Origin of the sequence: Dyella kyungheensis (genome assembly GCF_016905005.1) — a bacterium.
In the GTDB taxonomy this organism is placed as follows: Bacteria; Pseudomonadota; Gammaproteobacteria; order Xanthomonadales; family Rhodanobacteraceae; genus Dyella; species Dyella kyungheensis.
The window spans coordinates 98,282-124,424 of sequence record NZ_JADIKC010000008.1 but is presented as its reverse complement, the minus strand read 5'-3'; the positions used below and the strand labels follow the sequence as shown (position 1 = coordinate 124,424).

Sequence of the window (26,143 nt, the reverse complement as noted above, 5' to 3'; positions counted from 1 at the left end):
GACGACGACTACGCTCGATCGTGCACTTGAGCTGACCGGGGTTCGTTCAAAGCGCCACCTTCAACGTTTGCATTGCCGTGGACAGCCTCGGGCCGCCACGTCATGGCGCGTTGTCGGCGCGGCAGGCCACGTCGTATCCAAGCATCCGATTTCGCATCACCTGCCGGTGGGAGCGGCCGTGGCTTCATCGATCACGCGATGAAGCCGGCAGACGGCATCCACACCGGAAAGCGCAGTACCGGCGTTTCAACAGAGTGGAGTGCATATGATCATGAGGGGCAAATCGTTGCGCGCGTTGCATCCCCAGCAGGTTCTCCGGCGCAAGGCGTTGCCGCTAGCCATCGGTTCGATCGCCTTGGGGCTGAGCGGAGGCGCCTGGGCGCAGGCGACCAACGGCACCATCTACGGCACGGTGCCGGTGGCATCGAACGAAAGCATCCAGATCACCAGCGGCGCGGGCTTCAACCGCACCATCCCGGTGGATGCGTCCGGCCGCTACTCGATCACGCTGCCGGTGGGCTCCTATACGGTGTCGCTGCTGCGGGACGGCAAGGTGGTGCAGACGCGCGACGATGTCAGCCCGGTGGCGGCAGGCGCGGTGGTGGTCAACTTTTCGGCCGGCGACGCGGCCAACGCGGTGACGTTGTCGTCGGTCAGCGTCAAGGCCAACTCGATCCCGCCGATCGACGTGAGCACCACCAACCAGGTGACCACGGTGACGGCCAAGCAACTGCAGCAGTTGCCGCTGGCACGCACCGCCGAAGACATCGCGATGCTCGCTCCCGGCGTCAACATGGGCTCGCCGGAGTTGACCAAGGGCCCGCTCGGCACGCCGATCAATGTGTTCGGCGGTGCCTCGACCGCCGAGAACGCGTACTACGTCGACGGCATGAACGTCACCGAGGCGCTCAACAACCAGGGCGGCATCACCCTGCCCTTCGGCGCCATCGACCAGCAGCAGACCTATATCAGCGGCTACGACGCCCGCTATGGCCGCTCCATCGGCGGCGTGATCAACCAGATCGGCAAGAGCGGCTCCAACGAATGGCATTTCGGTGCGCGTGCGTTGACGCAACCGGCCAGCCTGCGCGCCGATCCCGACAACTATTACTACGCCAATCCGCTGGAGACGTCGGTCGGCAATCGTCCGGGCGACATCGCCGTCTATCACAAGAACGACAGCTCCGCCGAAACCATCTACGACGCGTACATCAGCGGCCCGCTGATCCGCGACAAGCTGTTCCTGTACATCGCCGCCGAGCAGGACAAGACGCATTACAAGACGACTTCGGAGTTCGGCGGCGGCGCCACCACCGAGGCGGTCAGCGTCAGCGATCCCAAGCTGTACGGCAAGCTGAGCTGGAACATCAACGACAGCAACGTGTTCTCGGTCACCGCGCTGAAGAATTCGCACAAGACCACGGGCACCTTCTACGATTTCGATTACGACACCCTGCAACGCGGCGACTTCAACAGCCTGGACCAGACGGCCAAAACGTCGTTCACCATGTGGGTGGCCAATTACACCTCCTACATCACCGACAACCTCACGCTGAACGCGATGTTCGGCAAGATGCACGGCCACTACTACACCGCGCAGCCGGCGTACCCGGGCTTCGATCCGGAGTTGCCGCACATCTCCAGCGCGTCCGTGCAGGATCCGAACTTCGTTCCGCCCGGCGGCATCCGCAACTCGCAGGTCAACTCGACCATTGCCGACCCGAACCACAGCGAATCGATCACCAACTATCGCCTGAGCCTCAACTACAAGCTGGGCGACCACGACCTGCAGGTTGGTGTCGACAACATCAACTCCTGGGATCTGAACGACGGCTCGCAAAACACCGGTCCGGGTTACGAATGGATCTACGGCGAAAGCGATCCGGGCTCGCCGGTGTTCGGCACCGACCCCAATATTCCGCCGTACGTGGCGCCATCGGACCAATGCCATATGGGTTCCGACGGCAAGCAGCATTGCTATTACGTGCAGCGACACGTCGATCTCAGCGTGGCCTCGCTGCGGGTATCGCAGCGCGCGCAGTACGTGATGGACAACTGGCAGGTCACGCCCGACTGGCTGTTGAACATCGGCCTGCGCAACGATCAGTTCGTCAACTACGACGCCTCGGGCGTGCCCTATATCCGCGAAACCAAGCCGCAATGGGCGCCGCGCCTGGGCTTCAGCTGGGACGTGCACGGCGATTCCACCCTGAAGGTGTTCGGCAACGCCGGCCGCTACTATCTGGCGCTGCCGGAACAGGTGGCGCTGTCCATCGCCGCGCCCGTGGTGAATGCCGGCGTGTACGGCACCTACACCGGCATCGATCCGAACACCGGCGTGCCGATCGGTTTCAAGCCCTTGCCGCAGACGCCGGAAACCGGTGTGTCCGTCGACAACGAGTATGGCCAGGCGAAGGACCCGCGCATCTCCGCTGCACAAGGCATCAAGGCGGAGTTCTCCGATAACTACGTGCTCGGCATGCAGCAGCAGTTCCAGATGCTGGGAACGTCGTGGGTGTTCGGTGCCACCGGTACGTATCAGCGCATGAACCGCATCATCGACGACTTCGACGACGAGCAACGCGAGTGCACCGCCGGCCGCAACCAGGGCTATGCGTGGATGACGCCCGACAGCTGTACGGACTGGGCGCAAAGCCTGATCCTGATCAATCCGGGCGAGACCAACCACATCCTGATGAAGGCGCCGAATGGCAGCCTGGTGCCGGTGACTTTGACCGCCCAGGACCAGGGCTTTCCGAAAGGCCCGGAGCGCCGCTACTACTCGCTCGACCTGTCGCTGGAGCATCAGTGGGACGGCAAGTGGTTCGCCAAGTTCGATTACGTGTTCTCGCGCACCTGGGGCAACGACGAAGGACCGGTGAGCACGTACTCGCAACAGGGCGGCTCGTACGAGTCGATCACCACCGCCTGGGATTTCCCCGAGCGCATGGAATGGTCCAGCGGCGTGCTGCCGAACAACCGCACGCATCAATTCAAGATCTTCAGCGCGTACGCGATCGATCCGCAGTGGACGGTGGGCGCCAATCTCTACGTCACCTCGGGCACGCCGCGCCTGTGCCGCGGCGGCTACGGTCCCGATCAGCTGGCCCTGCATGGTTCGCACACCTATTACTGGTGCGGCGGCGTGCCAGTGCCACCGGGCTCGCTGGGCAATTCGCCCTGGGTCCACAACCTCGACCTGAGCGTGGATTACCGGCCGGCCTGGGCCGACCACAAGCTCGACTTCAACTTCGCGGTGTTCAACGTGTTCAACGAGCAGACGCCGATTTTCTACAACAACGTGTTCGGTACGACCAGCAGCCCCAATCCCGATTACGGGCGAGTACAGGACACCCGTCCCCCGCGTAGCGTCCGCCTGTCGGTGGCCTGCGATTTTTGAGCAGTGCACGCAGTCGCTCTCCCCCGGCGCCGCGCGCATGCCCGGCGCCTCTTTTTTGCAGGGTTCGCGCGAGTTGTGTAGCCTCCTTCGTCAACGCCTGCCGGTGACGAGATGACTCAGCAAACCGCGCAACCCACACCACTCTCGCCCACCGCCGCGCGCCTGTGGGCCAAGGCGCGTGAGGAATGGCGGCAGCGCCAGTTCGATGCCGCCGAGCGTTCGCTGATCCAGTTGCTGGCGCTGGCGCCGGGCAATGCAGACGCCATTCGCATGCTGGGCATGGCTGCGCAGCGCCGCAGCGAGCACGTGCAGGCGATCCGTTGTTTCCGCGAGGTGCTGCCGAACTGGCCCGAGGATTCTGACTTGCGTCTGGGGCTAGGCATCGCCCTGTACGAGCAAGGCGAGATCGACGAGGCGATGATGCATCTGCGACGCGCCTGCGAACTCGCACCCCGCTCGGGAGCAGCGTGGTTCAATCTCGGCGAGGCGCTTTGGCGTCAGGCGCAGACCGAAGAAGCCATCACTGTGTTGCAGCAGGCGCTGGAGCTTGCGCCTTCGCATGTCCTGGCCAAGTTGTCGCTGGCCAAGGCACAGGCGAGCCTGGGCCAGATCGATGCGGCCATCGCGGGCTTTCGCGATGTGCTGCGCCTGGATCCCGGCAACGCCGAAGGATGGTTCGGCCTGTCCAATCTCAATACGGTGCGTTTCGACGCCAATGACAGGACCCAATTGCAAAGCGCACTGGCGCGCGACGGCCTGTCGCCGCGCCATCGCGAACTGCTCGGCTTTACGCTGGCCAAGGCGATGGAAGACCAGGGCGACTATGCGCAAGCCTTCGACGTATTCGCACTGGCCAATGCCTCCCGGCGCAAGCGCGTGAAGTGGGATGCCGCCGGCGAGCGCAGACGCGTCGATGCGATCCTGCGCATGTTCGAACAGGACATGCCCGCGCCGCTGGACCCCACGCTCGGTCAGGAAACGATCTTCATCGTCAGCATTCCGCGCTCGGGTTCCAGTTTGGTGGAGCAGATCCTCGCTTCGCATCCGCAGGTCGAGGGGGCGAACGAGATCAAGGACATGTCGCTGGTGATCGATGCGGAAACGCATCGGCGCCGCTCGGCATTTCCGCTGTGGGCGCCGGACGCCAGCGCCGGGGACTGGCAGCGCCTGGGCCAGGAGTATCTCGCCCGAACGGCGCACTGGCGTCGTCGCAAACCGCGCTTCACCGACAAAAGCCTGGTCACCTGGTACCTGGTAGGCGCCGCGCTGGCGATGTTGCCGGCGGCGCGCGTGGTGATCGTGCGCCGCGATCCGGTGGAAACCTGCCTGGCGTGCTACCGCCAGTGCTTCACCGAGCAAGCAGGTTTTACTTGCGATCTCGATGAGATGGCCGATTACTGCATCGACTTTCTTCGGCTGACACGTTTCTGGCTCGACAAGTATCCCGACCGCGTACTCGACCTGCCCTACGAAACGTTGGTCGCCGAGCCGGAACCTTCGATCCGGCGCCTGCTGGATTTCTGCGAGCTGCCTTTCGATCCCGCCTGCCTGACGTTCCACCAGACCTCGCGCACCGTGCTGAGCACACCCAGCGCGGCGCAGGTGCGCCAGCCGATACGTCAGGACACGGCTCGCAGCCTGCGTTACGGCGACAAGCTCGATCGCTTGCGCCAACGCCTGCGCGATGCGGGCGTCGCGGTGGATTAGATCGGCTTGGCCATTTCGGTGGTGCCGTTCCAGCCCAGGCCCTGGTAGAGCGGCCGGCCCTTCTCCGTGGCATGCAGCACGGCGTAGCTCACGCCGCGCCGCGCGAACTCCGCATCCGCCAGCGCCATCAGCTCTCGGGCCAGTCCACGCTTGCGGTAAGCGGGCTCGACGAACACATTCAGCACGTAGCCGCGTTTGTCCTGCGTGGGATGTTCGGGATGCGGCGGCCACTCGATCAACATCAGGCCGATGCCCGCGGCGTCGACGCCATGGTCGGACATCATGAAACCGAAGTACGAGCCGTCGGCGAGGCGTGGCTTGAGCCACTCGCGGAAATGCGCGGTCATCGGCGCCAGTACATCGTCGCGTCTGCCGGCATCGCGAAACATTTCCTCGCGATGCCGGCAGACGAGTTCAAGATCACTGGGGCGGAGTGTTCGGATGTCCATGGCGATACCGGGATGGTGACGCGCCCAGCTTAATGATCCGGAGCCTGGACATAATGTGCCGGAGGTGCACAACACGGCGGCCCCAGGCCGATCGACGCGTTGCCCAGCGACTTCACGGTGGCTTCGGCCGGAGTCTCGAATGCGGGCTGAGGAGGATGCTCGGTCAAGGCGAAGCGATACACATGCCCAGATGCCGGATGAAACACGAAGCGTCCCGCCGGCGCATCGATGCTGGCCTGCGCCTCGCCATCCCGCCACACGCGCACCCGCGCCTGCTGCCATGGCGTGACCCAGGTCAGCGGCGTGTCGTCGGCGCCCTTGAGCGTGAACGACACCAGTTGCCCGTCGACGGCAGACACCTCCACCGTGGCGTTGTGCTGAAGCGCGACGGCGCCATGCATCGTCCAACCCGAGGGGATGGCAGCGCCAACGCGGACGAGCTGATCGTTGTCCTGGATCGCCAACATGGATGGCAACGCCAACGCCGTGATTGCCGCCTGTTCGAGGTAGAACTCGCTGGGTTGATCGTGCAGCAAGGCCGCCATGCCGTTGGGATAGACCTGATAGCGCTGCACCAGCTCGAAGATGGCCTTGGCCGCCTCGTCGCCCAGGCCAAGATGCGCGGCCTGCACCGGATCGTAGCTCCACGTCGCGGCGTACTTGAACGGACGCCACTGGAACGTCGTCTGCGCCGTGCGAAACAGCGGGCTGTCGACGCCGATCAATGCATATGGCCAGACCGCTTCGAGGCCGATGTTCTCGCCGTTCTGATACGGCGCGTTAGCGTCGGCGCTGGCCGCCAACACCTGCGCCCCCGGCTCGCTGCCACTGGGTGCCGACATGATCGGCAACGAGGGCGTCTTCGCCAGCGCCTGCTGCAATTGCCCAATCAATGGCGCATCCGTGCCAAGCGCCTGGGCGGCGGCGGCCGTGGCGGGATACAGCGCGTGTATCGCCGACAGATCGGTCGCCGGATCGGTGACGTCCATCTGCGTTTCGTGCGCATTCGACGGCGAGGTGTGCAGCAGACCGTCGTCGCCGCGATGCTGGTAGGCGAGCAGGAAACGCGCTGCCTCCGCCATCAGCGGGTAGTTGCTGCGAAGGAAATCGCGGTCGCCGGTTTGCAGATAAGTCCGCCATACCCACAAGCCGACCTCGGCACCGGTACTGAGCGTCCGCGCGTTGGAGGTCGGCGTCCAGCCCAGGTCGCAACTGTGCGTCACGATGGCGAAGGGCCGGAACGCATCGCTTTCGTACTCCACGCCATTGCCGTTGAAGCGCATGGTCTCGGGCACGCAGATGCCCGGGCGGCCGCCCATATGGCGCTGCGTCCATTGCTTGATCGCGGCCAGGTTGTTCCGGTACAGCGCGAACACCGAGGCATTGAGTTCGGGCAAGCCGGCGGCGAGATTGGCGGCCACCTGCATGCGCGTATTCCAGAACCAATAGGCCGCCGGGTCCCAGAAGTGATCGTCCGCGCTGGACGAGAACAGATCGGCAATGCCAGCCTGTGCGCCGGGCATGGCGCTGCCCGCATGTGCGGCAGCCGCATAGAGATACAGCGTGCGCAGGGTTTCGGCATAGCGCGCCACGCCATCGTCGGAGTTCGCCTGGATACCCAGCGCTCGCGACCAGTACGCGTGCCACCACTGTTCGGTGTGGGCGCGATCGGCGGGAACATTCAACGCCTGCTGGATCATCTCGCGCGCGGCATGGCTGCCGTCGAACGCAGGCGCGCCAGCGATCACTCGAAGATGGCCGCTCGCATCGGGAAGCGCCGTCACCTCGACGGTGCGCGCATCGATAACCACGGCACGCGCCTGCCTGCCCAGCACGCGTATGCCGGCCAGCGAGCCGAACGATCGACCCGACGCGCCGGGCAACGCATCGTCGCGCCAGCTTTCGGCGAGAAACGCCATGTCGTTGTTCGCCACAGCGTTGGGTTTGCGCGGCGCCCACAGCTGGAGCCGGATACGTTGTGGCGAAGCCACGGGAAGTCCATCGAGGTCGACGATCACGCGGTCGGCGTCGCGATCGACCCAGGCCTTCAGCGCAACACCGCCGCCGGAGGCTTCCAGCATGCCGTCGTACAAGCGAAGACGGCCTCGGAACGCCCGGTCGGCCGTCATCATCTTCAGGTCCGGCAGAACCAGCTGACCCGGCGATCGCCGATACGGCAACGTGTCGATGCGGTTGAGCTGGATGGTGAATCCATCGGCGGCCCAGAACGCCGCGCCCAGTTCACCGTTGCCCAGTCCCACCGCCTGCGTGGGCAACACATTGGGCTGGCCAAGGGCGATATCGGAGCGAGATACCTCGCCGGCGACATCCGCATGCACCACGGGTGGAACCAGGCTGGCGAGCATCAACAACAGAACCAGGCGTCGATTCCAGGACGTCTTGCGCATGAGCCATTCCGAGCAAAGCGGGGCAAACCCCATTCTGCCCCGGCTAGCTGGCTGACGCACGCAACACGCGCACCGGTACCGACTTGTACGACGGCGTGCCACTGGATTTGTCGTGGTAATCCAGCGGCACCAGGCAATTGCCTTCGGGGTAATACGTCGCCACCGATCCCCGCGCAATTTCGTAAGCAATCGCGATGAGTTTGCTGAGGCGGCGTTCCTTGCCCTGGCCGAACGCGGTCTCCACTTGTATTTCGTCGCCCTGCTCGATGCCGCGTTCCGCAAGATCGTCCCGGTTCATGAAGACGACATCGCGACGCCCGAACACGCCGCGATAGCGATCATCCAGTCCGTAGATGGTGGTGTTGTACTGATCGTGGCTGCGGATCGTGGTCAACTTGAGCACGCTCGGATCCACCAGAACGGGATCTTCGTTCAATCCGCTGAAGCAGAGAAACTCCGCCTTGCCCGACGGCGTATTCCAGATCCGCTCCGTGGGCGGCAACGGCAGCCTGAAACCGCCGGGCACGCGGATGCGTTCGTTGTAATTCTCGAAATCTGGATACACGGCTTCGATCGCATCGCGGATGCGGTCGTAGTCGGCGATCAGATCCATCCAGGGCACGCGGCTCCCGGGCAAGGTGGCGGCGGCGATGCCGGCGATGATCGCGGGCTCCGAGCGAAGCGCTTCGGAAGCAGGCGTGAGCTTGCCGCGCGACGCATGCACCATCGACATGGAATCCTCCACCGTCACCGCTTGCGGCCCCGTGGCCTGCTGGTCGCGCTCCGTGCGGCCGAGGCACGGCAAAATAAACGAGTGCTTGCCGGTGAGCAGATGCGAGCGGTTGAGCTTGGTGGCGACATGCACGGACAGTTCAAGCCCACGCATCGCCGGCAGGCATGCCTCCGTATCGGGCAGCGCCACCGCGAGATTGCCGCCCAGACAGATCAGCGCCTTGGACCGGCCGTCGATGATCGCCTGCATCGCAGCCACCGCGTCATGACCGTGCGCGGCCGGCGGCCGAAAGCCAAACGTCTGCTCGATGCGCGCGAGCACAGCCGCCGTCGGCTTCTCGGTAATGCCGACGGTGCGGTCGCCCTGCACATTGGAATGGCCACGCAACGGACAGATGCCCGCGCCCGGCTTGCCGAAGTTGCCCCGCAGCAGCAACAGGTTGGCAACCTGTTGCACGTTCTGCGTGCCGGTAATGTGCTGGGTCACGCCCATGCCGTAAGTGACGATGGTGGCGTTCGACTTGGCGTACGCCGCGGCCACTGCGCGCAAAGACGCTTCGCTCAGACTGGAGGCAGCCTCGATGGCCGTCCATGACGTGTTGCGCAGATCGGCGGCCAGCGCATCGAAACCGCGGGTGTGCTGCTGGATGAAGGCATGGTCGATGACGTCCGAGTCCGGACCGGCCGCCTCGTCCATCTCCAGCAGCGCTTTCATGATGCCCTTGAGCGCTGCCGCATCGCCGCCGACCTTCACCTGCAGATAGGTCGATGCAATCGGCGTGGAGCCGAGCGTCGCCATTTCCCACGGATCCTGCGGATCGGCGAACCGTTCCAGCGCGCGCTCGCGCAACGGATTGAGCACGATGATCGGAACGCCACGATGCGCCACTTCGTGCAGCGTGCCCATCATGCGGGGATGGTTGGTGCCCGGATTGTGCCCCATCGCGATGATCAGCTCGCAATGATCGAAGTCGTCGAGCGAGACGGTGCCCTTGCCGATGCCGATCGAATGCGGCAGGCCGACGCTGGTCGCTTCGTGGCACATGTTGGAGCAGTCCGGGAAATTGTTCGTGCCGTATTCCCGGGCGAAGATCTGATAGAGGAAGGCCGCCTCGTTGGACGCCCTTCCCGAGGTATAGAACTCGGCCATGTCCGGACTGTCCAGGCCGCGCAGGATCTCGCCGATGCGCGCAAAAGCCTCGTCCCAGCCAATCGCTTCGTAGATGTCCTTCTCGGCGTTATAGGCCATGGGATGCGTCAAGCGTCCCTGGTCCTCCAGCTGGTAATCGGTCCAGCCGAGCAGCGACGTCACCGTGTGGGCAGCGAAGAACGTGGGCGGCACGCGCTTGTTGGTCGCCTCCCAGGTCACGGCCTTGGCGCCGTTTTCACAGAACTGGAAGGTCGAGGTGTGTTTCTTGTCGGGCCACGCGCAGCCGGGGCAATCGAAGCCTTCCGGCTTGTTGGTCCGCAGCAGCGTCACCGCCGCTTCGCCCGCGTCCATCTGCTCGCGAACCGCCCGGGCCGTGGCACGCAACGCACCCCATCCACCCGCGGGATTGTCATAGGGGCGAATGCCAGGAATCTCTTTCTCGGCCATGACGGCACCTCGCTGAATCGTTGAACACCCGCTGCGCCCGCAACGTTCCGGCGGACACATGCACGAGCGGCCTGGCGCTTCCCTGCGCGTACGGCGAAGCTACGCCGGATAAGAACTATCCTCCCATCGATTCGCGAGTGTCCACCCTTTCCATGTTAGATAGGTGGCTGACATCCACTGCCCAGGTCGCCATGTCGAACCAAAACGTTCCCACCCTCTACGAATGGCTTGGCGGCATCGATGCACTGAATCGCCTGACCACGCGGTTCTACCAGCACGTCAAAGCCGACGCCTTGTTGGGACCCGTGTTCGAGCACATGGGCGACGATCATCCGAGTCACGTCGCCGCCTTTCTGGCCGAAGTGCTCGGCGGTCCGCAGACCTATTCCGCGCAGCATGGCGGTCATCCGCACATGATCCAGCGCCATCTCAACCGTCATCTGACGCAACCCCAACGGCGACGCTGGGTGTCGCTGCTGCTGGAAACGGCGGACGAGCTGGACATGCCGGACGATCCCGAGTTTCGCTCGGCCCTGGTCGGCTACCTGGAGTGGGGTTCGCGCCTGGCCGTGATCAATTCGCAGCCGGGCGCCAGCGCGGATCAGGATGCGCCCATGCCCAAATGGGGCTGGGGCGAGGTCAAAGGCCCGTATACGGGTTGAGCCCTTCAAGCCCGGCGCAAAGGCAGGAACCGGCTGTTGCGCAGCAGTCCCGCCGAGACCAGCGACACCAGCACGCCGACCGGGAAAATCTCCACGAAAGTCATCGGCAGGCGGAACATCGGGTTCGCGTACTGGACCTTGAAGGCCTCCATGTCGGCGCTCAGCTTCGCCAGTGCCTCGGCGCTGGCACCCTTCGCCTTCTCGCTGGCGATGATGGCCTGCGCATAGGAGTTGGCAAAATCCATGTGCATCATCGACTGCACCGCCTCCCACGCGGCCACGTAGAAGATGCCGGCAATGAAGGAGATGCCCAGCCCGACGCCGAGCGCCGGCCAGAAGCCGATCACCCCGCCCCGGTCCACATCCCGGTGCCGCTTGATCCCCACGAACACGGCGCTCAGTGCGATCAGCATGGTCGTATAGCCGATCAGCATGCCGTATTTCTGCGGCGGCATGCCGGAGAACGCGGCAAAGGTGACGAACTCGAAGCCGCCGACGACCACGCCGGCGATCACGCCGTATTTAAGGATAGTGCGCAACACGGTGTTCCCCTCAGTGATGGAAGTAGACGCCATTGACCGCGTTCGGGCCGCACCGGGCAATCGCCCGAAAGGGTGATTTGGGCCTATTCACCCGAAAAACCCGGCTTCAGGGCACGATCCCCAGCTCGCGTGCACGGCGGATCGCCTCAGTGCGCCGCTTCGCCCCCAGCTTCTCGAACAACCGCGCCACGTGCGTCTTGACCGTGTTCGGCGACACGTGGAGGCGTGCGGCGATCTCCTTGTTGGAGTGGCCGGCGGCCAGTTCGTGCAACACCTCCAGCTCACGCCCGCTCAGGCCCAGCTCGGCCTGCGCCTTCGGGTTGCCGTCGAAGGTGGCCGCAGGCGGCGTGGCAAAGACGCGTACGCCCAGCACGATGCCGAGCACCAGGAAGGCCGCCGCGACCAGGAACAGGTAGATGTCGCCCGAATGCATCCGCGCCAGGCGCTGGTAATCGAGCCACTGCAGCGCGAGCGTTCCCGCCGCCAGCAGCACCCCATAGCCGACCACCCGCTTCCACATCGCCGCCTCCGCCCGCCTTGCGCGCGATCATCTTAGCGCCGGTCTTTGGGCGGCATGGCATGGAGAAAAGCGTGTCCGGACTGCACGACCCGTCGCGTGCAGGTTCAACCTTCCGGAATGGTGGCAGCGGCGAATGGGGCCAGCACCGTCCAACCCAGGTTCGCATACAGGCTCCGGCCGTCTTCTGTCGCCACCAGAAGCTGTGGGCTGGCAGGTGATTTTCTTGCAGTACCCAGCGCGACCATCACCGCAATCCCGAGTCCTTTGCGCCGGTGATCCTGCGCCGTTTCGATTCGGTCGTAGATGAAGACATCGGCCGTTTCCGCCGCGCATCCGCTCGCGGCCAGATCGCCTTGCGGCCCTATGATGCTGGCCCGGGTGACTGCCCCGGCCCGCTCGAACTCCATCCTGTAGCCTTCCGGCAGAGGCTTCGTATCGTCGGCCACCGCAGTCGCCATCATGAAATAGTTCGCCGGCTGAATCTCCCAACGATCTGGCAGCGCACTTCGCAACTCCTCGTCAGAGCCGCAAAGCTTCAAATAATGTCGCGGCGCCGTAACGTCACGGGCGATGGTGCGCAACCCGTCGCACAACTGCGGAAACACCCAGCGCCTCACTTCCTTCTCCGAGTGCGTATCCACTCGGAAGCCTCCACGATCGGGAACGGGAGATGGCGAGCCGCGAGCGATGGAGTGTGCGGCCTGCCAGGCGAAAAGGAGGTTGGGATCGACGCGGGATAGGGTCATGGCTGCTCGTATGCGGCATTCGGATGCGGACGTATTTTCCGGCGGCCACACCCATCGTGCCGTGTTGACTCTCGCCGAAACGCCCATGACTTTTGACTAAAGCAATGCACCGTCTCAGGGGCTAAGACGGCGGCAATGGACTGGCTCAGAAGGGGCCAGGCAAACCGTCACGGAGAAAGTCGACGGAGGCGTTCATGCCCGGAATGAAGAATTCCTCGTTATTGCGGGGATAGAGAACTCGGGCCCGTTACGTCCTACAAGTTCGGCGGTGTCACCGACTTCGGCTGGGACCGCTACATCGTCGAGCGACGCAACGGCGCTGAAACCGTCTACCTGCTTGTCGATGGCAGCGGCTTGATCATCAGCGCATACCGCAAACCGGTGAATAGCTGAGCATCGGCTCGACATGCGAGGGCAGCGAATCGCCGACTGCCCTGGCGTGTCCTGGAAGTGGGCTATCCGATTCGGGTCGACAGCGAACGTCTGCTGTACCCCTGTCCTGCTGGAGATTGCAGCGCCCGATCTTCGTCACGGCCGCTGATGCGCGGAACGAAGACGCATCCAGCGTGTCCTGAAGCGATCCACCACCCAGCCCAGGTGAATCCAGATCTGTAGCAGTGGTCGGCGCAACGCAGGTGGCGGCGGCAACGGATAACCCAGCTTTCCGGCATCGTCGGCCAGCATCGCGCTCAATCGCTCGCGTTCGCGCGCGGTAAGCAAGTTGAACTCGACATCCGCCGGCCGCCGGTTCAATTTCCCAGCCACCTTGTTGCTGTCAAACGAGCTGTTGCTCGGGGTGGGAATGCCGTTCGCGGTTGGCAGGGTCAGGATCGGCAGCGGCTCGATCCCGAGAAAGGAGGCGATCCGTTGAACGCCGCTCGCGGTGTCCTCGAGCAGGTCCTCATAGCGAACAAGCAAGTACGAATCCGATGCAGGTTGAACGGAGCGGCTGGCTGCCTCCCGGTACGACAGGCGCATTTGACGCAGGAACCGGCTCTCTTCGCTCGATGGAAGGCCCGAATCACGCAGGGACTTGCAGCTCGACGCATAGACCGCGAAAGGATGGCGGACAACGTGGAGCATGCGTGCCTCGGGAAATTCGGCCATCAGGCGTTCCAGGAAGCGCTCGTTGGCAGGTGTTTTCTCGACCCATCGCTGCAAGGCTGACCCAGCGCCAAACCCTCTCGTGCAATGCGCGTAGGCAAGCGCGATCGCGACCAGCGGCCAGGACGTCGTGCGCGGCCCGAACTGCGTTCTGACCAGGGGCCACCAAGCCCGCACGGCACGAGCGAATTCAACGTAGGCCGAGCCTTCCGGCGACGAACGGCCAAGCAGCCAGTAAGGCTGCTGGTTGATCGGGTTGGCGAGTCTGCGCAGCCATTCGCAGCCGAGAAATGGCAGCCAGCTATCGGGTTCCAGTCGCTTCAGGTGCCACGCGAAATTGGTGAGCATGGTGCCTTCGGCGGGAAGCACCGAGAGCGCTGGGTGGTGGTCGAGCAGATCGCGCACCATCGTCGTGCCGCTTCGGTGGGAGCCGAGAACGAACACAGGCCGACGCGCAATGGCGAATCCCCGCTCGATTTCGCTCGTGGTGAGGGTCGGAAGGCCGGCCGACCCGCTGGCGGACCACACCGCCTGGGACCAGGCGATGGCCGCCTCACGCACGGCTGCCAGATTCGTGACGCGCGGTCTTTGCAGATGCTGATCGAGCTGGGCCTCGAGATCGACAATGGTCAGGAACTCGCGATTCATTTCACACGCTCTGTAGGACGCGCAAGTTCGCGGCCGCCGTTCAAGAAGCAATCACGGGCAACCTGGATCTTCGGCATGTCTACGGGGCCTCCGCTTGTCGCGTGGAGATAGGCTGCGACGGCACCTGCGCGGAATGCCAGTACCCTGGCCGCGTCGCTCCCTGTCGAATCGTCATGGTGAGTGTCTCCAGACGGCCCTTTTGGTTGCCTTGCGAAACCAAATGGCTCCGGCGGGGCGGCCTTATGTGCCAAAGCCGCCACAACACCGGCTGCGGGCGGAGGGTCGTCCGCCTAGGCGAGCGCGGTCCGCAGCGACTCGGACAGGGTGGGTGGATTTCCTCTGCTGATCATGGGTGTTTCTTTCGGCTCAAGCTCTAGGCATAAACGTGCCTGACCTCGGTGTATGACACCGCTGACCCATGGACGAAAGGGCGAATGGGCGGCAGCAACGTAGCGATGCCGGCCGGAGAAAAAGAAAAGCCGGACCCCATGGGGCCCGGCTGTGAAACGCAACATCGACAGGTTTGCGTGACGCCTTGGTCGCCTGACTAGAACTCCTGGCTCAACCGTATGCCGATCGTGCGCGGCGGGGTCATGACGGTATAGACCTGGCCATTGGGATAACCCGGCACCACGTCGTGTGCCGCGCAAACGGCTTCGGCGCATTCGGTGTAGCGGTAGAGTTGGCCTCGTTTGTCGAACACGTTGTTGATATAGACGTCCAGCGACAGGCCATGCCGCTTGATGCCGGCGGTGAAGTCGGCGGTGGTGTATGCGGGCAGGTTGCCCACCAGGCCACGTTCCACGACGCGCAAGTCCGACGTGCGTTCGCCCACGTGCACCACGGCGGCCTGCAGGAAGGCCTCCATGCCGGCGACGTCGAAGGTGTAGCGCGCCATCAGGTTGCCCTTGAACTTCGGTGTCACCGGCAACTGCGTGCCCTTGGGCGCCTGCGGACCCGTCACCACGTCACCGGTGAGCGGATTGACCGTGCCTGCGGGGCAGTAGGTGATCGGCGTGCCGCTGGTGTCGGTGAAGCCGCAGTAGTTCTCGGTCAATTTCGCGTTGTACAGGGCGATGCCCGCGCCGATGGTCAGGTTATAGGTGGCGGCCCAGTTGAGATCCGACTCCAGGCCGTCGATCTGCGCCTGGCCGGCGTTCTTGATCTCGGTCAGGCCGTTGGCGCCCAGGATGCTGAACTGGAAGTCCTTCCACTTCTCGCGGAACACTGCACCGTTGAACGACAGTCGGTTGTCGAACCAGGTCGTCTTCCAGCCCAGCTCATAGTTGGTCAGGTAATCCGATTTGTACGGCGGCAAGCTGCCTCGGCGATTGATGCCGCCGGGGCGGAAACCTTCGGACCAGGTGCCGTAGATCATCTTGCTTGGGGTGATCTGCCAGGTCAGGTTCGCCTTGCCGAGCGAGCCTGTTTCCGAGGTGGTCTTGAAGAAGTCCGAGCACGGTGCGCCGTGATAAGGCTGCTGCGTGATACAGCCGGCCTCGCCGTAAGTCGAGCTGGGCGAATAGCCGGAGCTGAAGCCGTAGAAGCCCTGCAGGCTGTTGTCGGTGCGGAAATAGCGGCCACCGATGGTGCCGGTCAAGGTCTCGGGAATGAAGTCGTAGGAGACCTCGCCGAACACCGCTTCGTCGCGATCGTTGCGCTGTTGCTCAGTCAACCACAGCGTGTTCGGCCAGCCCGGCACGGCCAGCGAATCGGCGAGGCCGTTGATCATGTAGGCCTGTTCGATGTCGTGCACCTGCTTCTGCCAGAACAGGCCGCCCACCACGCGCAGGCGGTCTTCCTTGGGCGAGGCGATGCGCAGCTCGTGGCTGTCCATCGTGTAGCGGTCCTTGCCCTGGATGTACTGCGACGGATTGATCAGCGCACCGCTGTTGTCGTAGATGTAGGCACCGTAGCCGGCCAGCGTGTCGTACCAGAACGAGTAGTCGCTGTAGTCGGTGTATTCCTCCTGGTTGCGCTTGAGATGGCCATACGCATAGGTCAGGTCGAAGTTGCCGATCTTGCCTTGCACCGTGAGCGCCGCCTGGATCCAGCGGTCGTTGGTCTTCTCCGGATAGAAGTGGGTGATCGCCAGGCTGCCCACCTGAGGATCGGAGGCCACGTTGCCATTGGCGATCGTCTGCTGTCCGATCAGCGACGGCGTGATCGACCAGTCGTCGTTGAGGTTGACCTTCAATGCCGCACGCGCACCGCTGGTGTCGACGTCGTTGTAGTTCTTCTTGGCCGCGCCGGTGCAGACCAGATCCGGCCCGGAGCAACCCTTGGCATTGCTGACGGTGATGCCGGAGGTGGGAAAGGTGCGCTCGCCGACCACGTTGTCGATGTAGCCGGCATCGTGCTCATGCCAACCCACCAGGCGGATCGCCGCACTTGGCGATAACGGGATATTGATCATCCCGTCGGCTTCGTAGCCGATGCCGCCATGATCGACCGAGTTGGTGCCGAGGCTGTAGCTGGCGGCAAATCCGCTCGGGTCGGGCTTGTTGGTGATGATGCGCAGCGCACCGGCTTCGGCGCTGGCACCGTAGAGCGTGCCCTGCGGACCGGACAGCGATTCGACGCGCGCGATATCGTACATGTGGATATCGAGCGGACCCTGGATCGTGGTGACCGGTTCTTCGTCGAGATAGACGCCCACGCTCGGCAGGGAACCGGAGTGGTTGCCGTCGCCGCCGCTGGCCACGCCACGCATGTAGATCAGCGCGTAGCCAGGCCCGAAGGTCTGGTAGGAAACGCTGGGCAGATACTTCACGTAGTCATCGAAACTCTTGACGTGCAGTTCCTGCAGCTGCTCGCCGCCCAGCACGTTGATGCTGATCGGCACCTTCTGCAGGTTCTCCTCGCGTTTCTGTGCGGTCACCGTCACTGCGCCCAGCGTCTTGGGCTTGGCCGGCGTGGCGGGTTCCGCGGCCGGACTCTGCGGCGGATTCTGGCTCTGGCTGTTGTCCTGCGCGAAAACGTTTGGCGCCACTGCAAGACAGATCGCCGCGGCAAGCGGCAACCTGGCTAGTCGCACCCTGTCGGTACGTATTGGCTGTCTTGGCCTGACCCTCTGCATCGACTTACCCTCCCCGGTAGTGACGACACCTATCAGTTAATGGCTATAAGACTCCCCATGCCGGCGGCTCGGGATAACAGCCGAGTACCGGTCCCAACGCCTGCTCCAAAGGCGCCAGCCAGCGGTCATAGTGGCGCCAGTGATCCACGCCTTCGCGGTAGATCGGCCGGCGTACCTGTTCCGAACTGGCCGTACGCACGGGCCGCTCGTTCTGGAAGAAGCGCAGACACGATTCCTCGAACGGCAAGCCACAATGGTCGAGCAGACGCCGAACCTCCCCTTCGGTGTCGTCGACCATGCGTTCATAGATGACGCGATGGATGCGACCCGGCAGTGCCTGGTCGAAATGCGTCATCAGCGCGACGTAATCGCGGTAGTAGCGACCGAGATCCTGCAGGCTGTAGCTGAAGCTCTGCCCGCGCGCAAAGTGCTGCTTGAAGCCTGAAAAACAGCAGGCCAAGGGATGCCGTCGCGCGTCGATGATCTTCGCGTTCGGCAGCATCAGATGGATCAGGCCGATATGCATGAAGTTGTTCGGCATCTTGTCGATGAACAACGGTGCCGAGGTCTTGCGCTGGATGCGCGTGTGCTCAAGATAGCGCTCGCCCAGCTCGTGCAGTGCGTTCGCATCGAGCAGCGCGAGCGCATCGTGGTACGGCATCTCGCTGGCGGCGTTCGCTTGTTCGCGCAGGCTGCGCGTGATCGAGGTGACCTCAGGCAGCTCCATGGTGCCCTCCACCATGCTGTGGCTGGAGAGGATCTGCTCGATCAAAGTGGAGCCGGCGCGCGGCAGGCCGACGATGAAGATCGGATCGGCCGATGCATGGCCACACCCGGCGCGCGCGGCAAAGAACTCGCTGGTATAGCGCTGGCGGATATGCTCGACGCGCGCCGTCGTTTCATCCGCGCGGTAGTTGAGCTGCGCATGACGTATGGCGTTGCCCTGCGCGTAGTGTGCAAACGACGACTCGTACTCGCCGCCATCTTCCAGCGCCTTGCCAATGGCGAACTCGAGGTGCAGGCGATCATCCTCGCCCAGGTCGCCGCGGGTCAGTTGCCGCCGCATCACGGCAAGATCGTCCGCGCTGAAGCGGAAGGTCTTGAGGTTGGCCAGGCTCCACCAGATCTCACCGAACGACGGTTGCAGCGCGACGCCGCGACGATAGGCATCGATGGCGCGCGCGGTGTGGCCGGCCGTCTTCAGGGCATGGCCGTAGCTCATCCACACGCTGGGATGGCGCGGATCGCGTGCCACCAGGTCGGCGTAGATGGCGATGGCCGGCTCGTAGTCGCCGATGCGGCATTGCACGGCGGCCTTGAGGTTGAGATGGCCGAGGTTGTTGGGTTCGACCGCGAGCAGCCGATCGATCTCCACCAGCGCCCGTTCCGGCTGATTGCCCCGGTGCAGCACCAGCGCGTAGTTCTGGCGCGCCGCATGAAAACTGGGCGCCAGTTCCAGGCAGCGCGCGAGCAGATGTTGCGCATCTTCAAGACGGCCCAGGCGTGCGGCGACCTCGGCGAACATGCGGATCGCCGCCACGTCGGTCGGCGTCTGCTTCAGGTGTTCGCGCAGCAACGCCTCGGCTTCCGGTATGCGGTTTTCGACCAGCGCGGTGGCCGCCGCCAGCAAACGCGGATCGCTGGTGGAATAGCGCACGTGCTGCGCATACGCTGCGTCGGCCTGGGCGTGCTCACCGGCAGCCATCAGCAGATCGCCCAGCGCACGCCATGCGTGCGACAGATCGGGCTTCTGCGCGACCGCCTTGCGCAATGCCGCGATGGCTTCCTGTCCACGTCCGCTACGAGCGAGCGCGATGCCGAGGTCGAAATGAGCGAGCGCCCAATGGGGCTGCGTGCGCAGCAACTTCTGCAGGTGGTCGATGGCGCCTGGCAGGTCATCCTGCGCTGCGCGCGCCGCGGCCAACAGGCGCAATGCAACGGGCTGGTTTTCGACCACCTTGAGGATTTCGGCGGCCTGCTCGGCGGCCATGGCAGGGTCGCGTTCCAACAGGCGCGCGGTATGCGCCAGCGCCTGTTCCAGGGTGCCGCTGGCGTCGTGTGCGGTCATGGCGCGAGGACTCTACGCCGCAGGCGGTGCGGCACGGGGCTTGGCATCGGGCGGCAGCTGCTACTCATAGGTCTTTGAGCAACCGGTAGTTGAATTCCAGCGACTGGTAGTAGGAACTCACCAGAATGCGTTCGTCCTGCCCGTGCGACCGGTCATCGTCCACGTCGTAGGGCAAGCCGTTGAACACATACGACGGCATGCCGGCCGCGCGCAGGAACACGCTGTCGGACGCACCGGCCGACATCATCGGCGACACCGGCACTGCTCCCCACACCGACTTCGCCGCGCTGGCAATTTGCGCAAACAACGCCGGGTCCACCGGACTGGGCGGGCTGGGCTGCGGTGGTGCGACGCGGCTGATCTCGATGCCGGCATCGGCCACGGCGTTCTTCAGCATGAGGTCGACCCGGTTGGGATCCTCGTCCGGCAGCAAGCGGCAGTTGATGGTGGCGCGTGCCATCTGCGGCAGCGCGTTCTCGGCATGGCCACCTTGCAGCAAGGTGGGCACGCAGGTGCTGCGAAGCTGGGCGTTGTTGTAGGTGGACGATGCCGCCAGCCGTTTCAGGGCGGCCGGATCGGAGGGATCCTTGCCCACGGCCCGCATGTCGGCCGCGTTCTTGTCCGTACCGAAGGTCGCGAGTTCGGCGTAGTAGCCGCGCGTGGCCGAGTTGCTGCGCAGCGGAAACTGCAGCGAGGACAAACGATCCAGCCCCTTGGCCAGTCGATAGATCGCATTGTCCGGCGTAGGCAGCGAGCTGTGCCCGCCGGGATTGCGCACGGTGAGCGTATAGCTGAGGAACACCTTCTCGGCCGTTTCCACCGACAGCACGGCCGGCTTGCCGTTGCGAATTTCCGGGCCGCCGCCATCGACATTGATCGAGTACGCCGAACGGATCAGCTCAGGTCGATGCGCCAGCAACCATTGCACGCCGTTGGAGATGCCGTCTTCTTCGCCCGCGGTGAGCGCGAGGATGTAGTCGCCCTTGGGCTTGAAGCCTTCGCGATGCAGGCGCAGCAGCGCATCGACCAGACCGGCGCCGCCGCCCTTGATGTCCATGGTGCCGCGGCCATAGAAGTAGCCGTCGCGCTCGGTCAGTACGAAGGGATCGACATGCCAGTCCTCGCGCCGCGCCTCGACCACGTCGAGATGGGCGAGCAGCAGGATCGGCTCGCGCTCGCCACGACCATGCAGGCGCACGACCAGATTGCGCCGCTTGGGATCGTCACCCACGACTTGCACGTCTGCCGGTGCAAAGCCCGCGGCGATAAATCGCTTGGCCAGCCGCTCAGCTGCCACCGTCGTGCTGCCGTGTTCGGAGGTGGTGTCGGTGGTGATCAGCTCATTGAGCAGCTCACGGCCCAGCGCGTTCTGCGCGCCGATGGCGACATCGGTCGCGTGTGCCGCCGCGGGTGGTAGGCACAGTGCGGCAAGGAGTGCGCTGGTCAAAACACGATTCATGCTCGCTCCATGGCTAAAGCCAAACCCTGGCCCACGCCGACACAAAGACTGATCAAGGCGCGCCGCTGGCCATGTCTGCGCAAGGCAAAGGCGGCGGTCATCGCCAGGCGCGCGCCGCTGGCGCCTAGTGGATGGCCAAGCGCGATCGCGCCGCCAGTCGCATTGAGCTGTGCCGCGTCGTCAGGCAAACCCAGCGCGCGCGCGCACGCCAGCACCTGCGCGGCGAACGCTTCATTGATCTCGATGCGATCAAAGTCCGCCAGCGCAAGGCCGCTGCGCGCGAGCAGCTTGTGGATCGCCGGCACCGGGCCGATGCCCATCACGCGAGGCGCCACCCCGGCCGACGCCATGCCGGTGATGCGCGCCAGCGGTTCGAGACCGTACTTGCGCACGGCCTGTTTGGACGCCAGCAGCACGGCGGCGGCACCATCGTTGAGGCCGGAAGCGTTGCCGGCGGTGATGCTCGTGCCTGCGCCAAGCAAGGGCTTGAGCGCGGCCAATTGTTCGTGGGTCGTGGCGGGGCGCGGTTGCTCGTCGGCATCGACGGTAGCGGTCTGCTTGCCCATCGGCACCTCGATGCCGCTGATCTCTTCGGCGAACCAGCCTTGCTGGCGCGCCTGTTCGGCCCGCTGCTGGCTGCGCCACGCATAGGCGTCCTGATCGGCGCGCCCGATGCCGTGTTCGCGCGCGAGGTTCTCCGCCGTCTGCGTCATCGAATCGACGCCGTAGCTTTCCCGCATGCGCGGATTGATCAGGCGCCAGCCCAGCGTGGTGTCTTCCAATTGCTGGTCGCGCGCCAACGCGCCGTGCGCCTTGGCCATCACGTAGGGCGCGCGCGACATGCTCTCCACGCCACCAGCGATGATCAACTCGGCCTCGCCGCTGGCAATCGCCCGCGCGGCCTGACCGATCGACTCAAGACCCGACGCGCACAGGCGGTTCACCGTAACGGCGGGCACGCTTACCGGCAGTCCGCTCAACAGCGACGCCATGCGTGCGACGTTGCGGTTGTCTTCGCCCGCCTGGTTGGCGCAACCGAGGATCACTTCGTCCACCGCCGCCCAATCGAGCGCGGGGTGACGCGCCATCAAGGCTGCCATCGGTCGCGCGGCCAGATCGTCGGTACGCACACCGGACAACGCCCCGCCATGCCGACCAAACGGCGTGCGCGTGGCGTCGACCAGGAAGGCGCTATGCATAGGCTCTCGTCAGCGCCATATGCGGTTGCCAGCTGCCGTGCTGGATCGCGTATTCGATCGAGCGCTGTGCGTCCTGCAAGGCGGGCAGGATCAGCTTCACGGCACGCGCCGGTGCATCGTCGGCATAGGGCATGCCCACGTTGAGCGCGGCAACCACGCGACCGTCGGCGGCATGGATCGGCACGGCGATCGAACACAAGCCCAGTTCCAGCTCGCGCGCCACGATCGAGTAGCCCTGTTCGCGCACACGCTTGAGCTCGGCCTTGAGCGCGGTCGTGGTGTGCAGCGTGTGCGTGGTGATCGCGCGGAATTTCTGCCCGCGCAGCCATGCCGTCAGCTCGGCTTCCGGCAGGTCCGCCAGGGTCACGCGTCCCAACGAGGTCGCGTAGGCCGGCAGTCGCGCACCGATGCCGAGAGCCACGCTCATCACGCGTCGCACCGGCACACGCAGCACATAGACGATATCGCTGCCGTCGAGCACCGCCAGCGAACAGGACTCGCCGACCCGTTCGGACAACAGGGCCAGCGTGTTCTGTGCCAGCTCGGTCAGATCCAGCGAGGAGAGATAGCTGTAGCCCAGCTCCAGCACACGCGGCAACAGGTAGAAGCTGCGCCCGCGACTGCCCACGTAGCCAAGATGCTGCAGCGTCAGCAGCAGGCGGCGCGCCACCGCGCGCGACAGCCCGGCGCGCTCGGCCACCTGGGAAAGGCTGGGACTGGCCATGTCGTGACTGAAGGCGCGCAGCACTTGCAGGCCGCGTGCCAGCGACTGCACGTAATCCGCACTGTCCTCGAAAGATTCCGGTGCCATAGGTCGCAAGTGTCCATTGACAGGCCGAGCGTAGAAGGATTCCAATGAGTTCGCAATACGAATTTATGTTCGGTAATCGAACAAGCAGACTCCGGGGGGAGAGGCTTGGCAAGCGAACACGACAGCGTCCTGCACAGCTGGTGCGTGCAGTCCCAATGGCAAGCGCCGACCGTGGTCGGCGGCAGCGGCGCGCACCTGCAACTCGCCGACGGCCGACGCATCCTCGACATGAGCAGCCTGGCCGAGTGCAGCAATCTCGGCCATCAACATCCCGCCGTCGTCGAGGCGATCCGCCGCCAGGCCGAACAGCTGTGCTTCGTCACCTCGGCCTGGGGCGCGCAACCGCGCGCGGAGCTGGCCGAGGCCATCCTGGAGAAAGCCGGCTTCGACGGCGGCCGCGTGTTCTTCACCCTGGCCGGCGCGGACGCCAACGAGAACGCGGTGAAGTTCGCGCGCCAGGCGAGCGGCAAACCGCACGGCAGCATCGTGACGCGCGACCGCTCCTATCACGGCGCCAGTTATGCGTGCATGGCGCTGTCCGGCGACGCACGCACGCGGGCGCAGGTCGATCCCGCCGCCTTCGGCGTGGTGCATGTGCCGCCCCCGTATGCCTATCAAGGCGCGTTCGGCAGCCACGATCCGTCGATCTGCGGCGAGCGTGCGGTCGAAGCCGTCGCCGCTGCGATCGACCATCATGGCGCCGCCAACGTCGCCGCCGTGATGATGGAGCCCAACGCGGGCACCAATGGCATCGTCGCTCCCGACAATTACTGGCCCGGCCTGCGCGCAGCGACCGAAACGCGCCAGGTGGCGTTGATCGCCGATGAAGTGATGAGCGGCTTTGGCCGCTGCGGCGAATGGTTTGCCTGGCAGCGCTACGGCGACGCCGGCAAGCCGGACCTGATGACGCTGGCCAAGGGCCTGACCGGCGCGCATCTGCCGCTGGGCGCGGTGGTGCTGTCGGCGGAGATAGCGGCGCGCCTCGAGCACCAGATGCTCTACACCGGACTGACCTACTGCGGGCATCCACTGTCATGCGCAGCGGGCCTTGCCGCGTTACGTGCGTACGAGCAGGAAAAGCTGATCGAACGCTCGCGCACGCTCGGCCATCACATGTTCAACGAGTTGCAGGCGATGCAATCGCGTCACGCCGTGATCGGCGATGTGCGCGGTGGCCACGGCCTGTTCGCGGTGATCGAACTGGTCGCCGACCGCGCCACCCGCCAACCGTTATCGGCATGGCCGAAAACTCCAGACACCCTCAACGCACTCGTCAATGCGGCGATGAGCGAGGGCGTGTCGCTCGCCTGCCGCGGCAACCTGATCTTGCTGGCGCCCCCGCTGGTGATCGATGAGCAGGACCTGGCCGATGCCTTGGCCCTCCTTGATCGACTGTTGGCGCACTTCTTTCCTTCGGGCCTCTGAGGAAACATCGATGAGCTTCCGTCTCACCTACGCCACCATGTACAACCCGCCCGAGGCGATGCACGAGCGCTTCGAGGAGGCCATGAAGCGCGTCGAGGCGAAAGCCGGTGCGCGCCATCCGCTGTTCATCGATGGCGCGGACTGCGACGCCGCGCAATACGTGGAACGCCATGCGCCGTTCGACCGCACGCTGAGGCTCGGTTCCTTTGCACTCGCCGACGCCACCGATGCGCATGCGGCCATGGAGGCGGCACGTGCCGCCTATCCGGCGTGGCGGGCGACGTCAGTGGCTGAGCGTGCACGGCTCGTTCGTCGCGTTGGCGATCTCATGGAAGAACGCGTCTACGACATAGCCGCCGCGCTCACCCTCGAAGTGGGCAAGAACCGCATGGAGGCGCTGGGCGAAACGCAGGAAACGGTCGATTTCTTCCATCACTACGCCGACGATTTTGAAAGTCACGCCGGCTACACCAACGCGCTGCCCGATGATCCGATCGACGGCATGGCATCGCATAACGCCAGCGTGATGCGGCCTTACGGCGTGTGGGTGGTGATTGCGCCGTTCAATTTTCCGCTCGCCCTGGCGGGCGGCCCCACCGCTGCCGCGCTGGTGACCGGCAATACGGTGGTGCTCAAGGGCGCGGGCGATACGCCCTGGGCCGGGCGCCTGCTGGCCGACTGCATCCGCGATGCAGGACTGCCGCCGGGTGTCTTCAACTATGTTTCCGGTGCGGGCCGCGACGTCGGCGAGGCGTTGGTACGGCACCCGCATACCGCGGGCATCACGTTCACCGGCTCGGTGCCGGTGGGCCGGCAGCTAATGCAGCAGATGACCAGCGGTACCTATCCGCGCCCGTGCATCGCGGAAATGGGCGGCAAGAACCCGTGCATCGTGACCGAACATGCCGACCTCGACCGCGCCGCTGCCGGCATCGTGCGCTCGGCCTACGGCATGGGCGGCCAGAAGTGTTCGGCGTTGTCGCGGCTGTATGTCCACGAGAGCGTCGCCGATGCACTGATTGAACGCATGCAGGCGCAGATCGCTGCGATCCGCGTGGGCGATCCGCGTCGACGCGAGCACTGGCTCGGGCCGGTCGTCAATGCGACGGCGTACGCGAGCTACGGGCAATACGCGGAAGCGTTGCGCACGGGCGGTGCCCACCTGCTCAGCGGTGGCGCGCGACTGGGTGAAGTCGAACCGACGCTGGCGAACGGCTACTACGTCGAACCCTTACTGGCCGAAGCACCGCTGTCGCACCCGCTATGGCAGCACGAGATGTTCGTGCCGATCCTGATGCTGCACCGCTACCAGGATCGCGATGAAGCGATGCGCCTGGCCAACGATTCGCCGATGGGCCTTACCGCGGGGTTCTTCGGCAGCGACGACGAAGTAGCGTGGTTCCACGACCATATCGAAGCGGGCGTGACCTATGCCAACCGTCCGCAAGGCGCCACCACCGGCGCGTGGCCGGGCTACCAGCCGTTCGGCGGCTGGAAGGGGTCGGGTTCCACCGGCAAGGCGATCGCCTCGTTCTACTACCTCGCGCAATACCTGCGCGAGCAGTCGCGCACCGTGGTGGAGTGAGC

17 protein-coding genes are annotated in these 26,143 nt (G+C 64.7%); 5 read left to right on the top strand and 12 right to left on the bottom strand.

From position 1 onward, the window contains the following. Positions 1-271: 271 nt before the first annotated feature. On the top strand, positions 272-3,400 hold the full coding sequence (locus ISP20_RS17860) for a TonB-dependent receptor (RefSeq protein WP_204637487.1): 3,129 nt from the start codon (positions 272-274) through the stop codon (positions 3,398-3,400). A gap of 111 nt (positions 3,401-3,511) precedes the next feature. Continuing rightward, positions 3,512-5,107 (top strand): tetratricopeptide repeat-containing sulfotransferase family protein, encoded by a 1,596-nt coding sequence (locus ISP20_RS17855; protein ID WP_204637486.1) that lies wholly within the window; start codon positions 3,512-3,514, stop codon positions 5,105-5,107. Here ISP20_RS17855 and ISP20_RS17850 read toward each other — a convergent pair. Genes ISP20_RS17850 through ISP20_RS17840 form a run of 3 tightly spaced genes read right to left on the bottom strand, consistent with a single transcriptional unit; the run spans position 5,104 to position 10,293 of the window. Further along, positions 5,104-5,556: a GNAT family N-acetyltransferase gene (locus ISP20_RS17850; protein WP_204637485.1), complete on the bottom strand. Its 453-nt coding sequence runs from the start codon at positions 5,554-5,556 to the stop codon at positions 5,104-5,106. The two genes, ISP20_RS17855 and ISP20_RS17850, sit on opposite strands and share 4 nt — an antisense overlap. Before the next feature lie 29 nt (positions 5,557-5,585). After that, positions 5,586-7,964, bottom strand: a complete 2,379-nt coding sequence (locus tag ISP20_RS17845; RefSeq protein WP_204637484.1) for a glycosyl hydrolase family 95 catalytic domain-containing protein — start codon at positions 7,962-7,964, stop codon at positions 5,586-5,588. Positions 7,965-8,007: 43 nt separating this feature from the next. Further along, complete coding sequence (locus ISP20_RS17840; protein WP_204637483.1) at positions 8,008-10,293, bottom strand: FdhF/YdeP family oxidoreductase; 2,286 nt, start codon at positions 10,291-10,293, stop codon at positions 8,008-8,010. A 191-nt stretch (positions 10,294-10,484) separates the two neighbouring features. Here ISP20_RS17840 and ISP20_RS17835 point away from each other — a divergent pair, with 191 nt between their 5' ends. Continuing rightward, a complete protein-coding gene (locus ISP20_RS17835; RefSeq protein ID WP_204637482.1) occupies positions 10,485-10,955 on the top strand; it encodes a group II truncated hemoglobin in 471 nt (156 codons plus the stop codon). 5 nt (positions 10,956-10,960) lie between these two features. On the opposite strand, the gene ISP20_RS17830 is transcribed toward ISP20_RS17835, so the two are convergent. The 9 genes from ISP20_RS17830 to ISP20_RS17790 all read right to left on the bottom strand — a co-directional run bounded on the left by ISP20_RS17830 (position 10,961) and on the right by ISP20_RS17790 (position 23,131). Continuing rightward, positions 10,961-11,470: a DUF4199 family protein gene (locus tag ISP20_RS17830; RefSeq protein ID WP_204637481.1), complete on the bottom strand. Its 510-nt coding sequence runs from the start codon at positions 11,468-11,470 to the stop codon at positions 10,961-10,963. Between the two features lie 133 nt (positions 11,471-11,603). Next, complete coding sequence (locus tag ISP20_RS21750; protein ID WP_204637480.1) at positions 11,604-12,017, bottom strand: helix-turn-helix transcriptional regulator; 414 nt, start codon at positions 12,015-12,017, stop codon at positions 11,604-11,606. A 104-nt stretch (positions 12,018-12,121) separates the two neighbouring features. Further along, positions 12,122-12,763 (bottom strand): hypothetical protein, encoded by a 642-nt coding sequence (locus ISP20_RS17820; protein ID WP_204637479.1) that lies wholly within the window; start codon positions 12,761-12,763, stop codon positions 12,122-12,124. 528 nt (positions 12,764-13,291) lie between these two features. Beyond that, positions 13,292-14,515, bottom strand: coding sequence for a sulfotransferase family protein (locus ISP20_RS17815; RefSeq protein WP_204637478.1), 1,224 nt, complete (start codon positions 14,513-14,515; stop codon positions 13,292-13,294). Between the two features lie 547 nt (positions 14,516-15,062). Further along, entirely contained in the window at positions 15,063-17,594 is a 2,532-nt protein-coding gene (locus ISP20_RS17810) for a TonB-dependent receptor (RefSeq protein WP_204637477.1), read from the bottom strand. A 43-nt stretch (positions 17,595-17,637) separates the two neighbouring features. Next, complete coding sequence (locus ISP20_RS17805) at positions 17,638-19,662, bottom strand: tetratricopeptide repeat-containing sulfotransferase family protein (protein ID WP_204637476.1); 2,025 nt, start codon at positions 19,660-19,662, stop codon at positions 17,638-17,640. Positions 19,663-19,726: 64 nt separating this feature from the next. Beyond that, the gene (locus ISP20_RS17800) at positions 19,727-21,121 is read right to left on the bottom strand and encodes a M20/M25/M40 family metallo-hydrolase (RefSeq protein WP_204637475.1); all 1,395 of its coding nucleotides are present in this window, start codon (positions 21,119-21,121) and stop codon (positions 19,727-19,729) included. Next, a complete protein-coding gene (gene pcaF, locus ISP20_RS17795) occupies positions 21,118-22,320 on the bottom strand; it encodes a 3-oxoadipyl-CoA thiolase (RefSeq protein ID WP_204637474.1) in 1,203 nt (400 codons plus the stop codon). The genes ISP20_RS17800 and pcaF overlap by 4 nt, the downstream gene beginning before the upstream one ends. Beyond that, a complete protein-coding gene (locus ISP20_RS17790) occupies positions 22,313-23,131 on the bottom strand; it encodes an IclR family transcriptional regulator domain-containing protein (protein WP_204637473.1) in 819 nt (272 codons plus the stop codon). Before ISP20_RS17790 ends, pcaF begins: the two co-directional genes overlap by 8 nt. 105 nt (positions 23,132-23,236) lie before the next feature. On the opposite strand from ISP20_RS17790, the gene ISP20_RS17785 reads away from it, so the two are divergent. Continuing rightward, positions 23,237-24,556, top strand: a complete 1,320-nt coding sequence (locus ISP20_RS17785; protein ID WP_204637472.1) for an aminotransferase family protein — start codon at positions 23,237-23,239, stop codon at positions 24,554-24,556. 10 nt (positions 24,557-24,566) lie between these two features. Next, positions 24,567-26,141, top strand: a complete 1,575-nt coding sequence (locus tag ISP20_RS17780; protein ID WP_204637471.1) for an aldehyde dehydrogenase family protein — start codon at positions 24,567-24,569, stop codon at positions 26,139-26,141. The last annotated feature ends 2 nt before the right edge of the window (positions 26,142-26,143 follow it).

Excerpts from the sequence above, each read along its gene's own strand:
- ISP20_RS17860 (WP_204637487.1), top strand. The coding sequence starts at position 272 with ATGAGGGGCAAATCGTTGCGCGCGTTGCATCCCCAGCAGGTTCTCCGG.
- ISP20_RS17855 (WP_204637486.1), top strand. The coding sequence starts at position 3,512 with ATGACTCAGCAAACCGCGCAACCCACACCACTCTCGCCCACCGCCGCG.
- ISP20_RS17850 (WP_204637485.1), bottom strand. The coding sequence starts at position 5,556 with ATGGACATCCGAACACTCCGCCCCAGTGATCTTGAACTCGTCTGCCGG.
- ISP20_RS17845 (WP_204637484.1), bottom strand. The coding sequence starts at position 7,964 with ATGCGCAAGACGTCCTGGAATCGACGCCTGGTTCTGTTGTTGATGCTC.
- ISP20_RS17840 (WP_204637483.1), bottom strand. The coding sequence starts at position 10,293 with ATGGCCGAGAAAGAGATTCCTGGCATTCGCCCCTATGACAATCCCGCG.
- ISP20_RS17835 (WP_204637482.1), top strand. The coding sequence starts at position 10,485 with ATGTCGAACCAAAACGTTCCCACCCTCTACGAATGGCTTGGCGGCATC.
- ISP20_RS21750 (WP_204637480.1), bottom strand. The coding sequence starts at position 12,017 with ATGTGGAAGCGGGTGGTCGGCTATGGGGTGCTGCTGGCGGCGGGAACG.
- ISP20_RS17820 (WP_204637479.1), bottom strand. The coding sequence starts at position 12,763 with ATGACCCTATCCCGCGTCGATCCCAACCTCCTTTTCGCCTGGCAGGCC.
- ISP20_RS17815 (WP_204637478.1), bottom strand. The coding sequence starts at position 14,515 with ATGAATCGCGAGTTCCTGACCATTGTCGATCTCGAGGCCCAGCTCGAT.
- ISP20_RS17810 (WP_204637477.1), bottom strand. The coding sequence starts at position 17,594 with ATGCAGAGGGTCAGGCCAAGACAGCCAATACGTACCGACAGGGTGCGA.
- ISP20_RS17805 (WP_204637476.1), bottom strand. The coding sequence starts at position 19,662 with ATGACCGCACACGACGCCAGCGGCACCCTGGAACAGGCGCTGGCGCAT.
- ISP20_RS17800 (WP_204637475.1), bottom strand. The coding sequence starts at position 21,121 with ATGAATCGTGTTTTGACCAGCGCACTCCTTGCCGCACTGTGCCTACCA.
- pcaF (WP_204637474.1), bottom strand. The coding sequence starts at position 22,320 with ATGCATAGCGCCTTCCTGGTCGACGCCACGCGCACGCCGTTTGGTCGG.
- ISP20_RS17790 (WP_204637473.1), bottom strand. The coding sequence starts at position 23,131 with ATGGCACCGGAATCTTTCGAGGACAGTGCGGATTACGTGCAGTCGCTG.
- ISP20_RS17780 (WP_204637471.1), top strand. The coding sequence starts at position 24,567 with ATGAGCTTCCGTCTCACCTACGCCACCATGTACAACCCGCCCGAGGCG.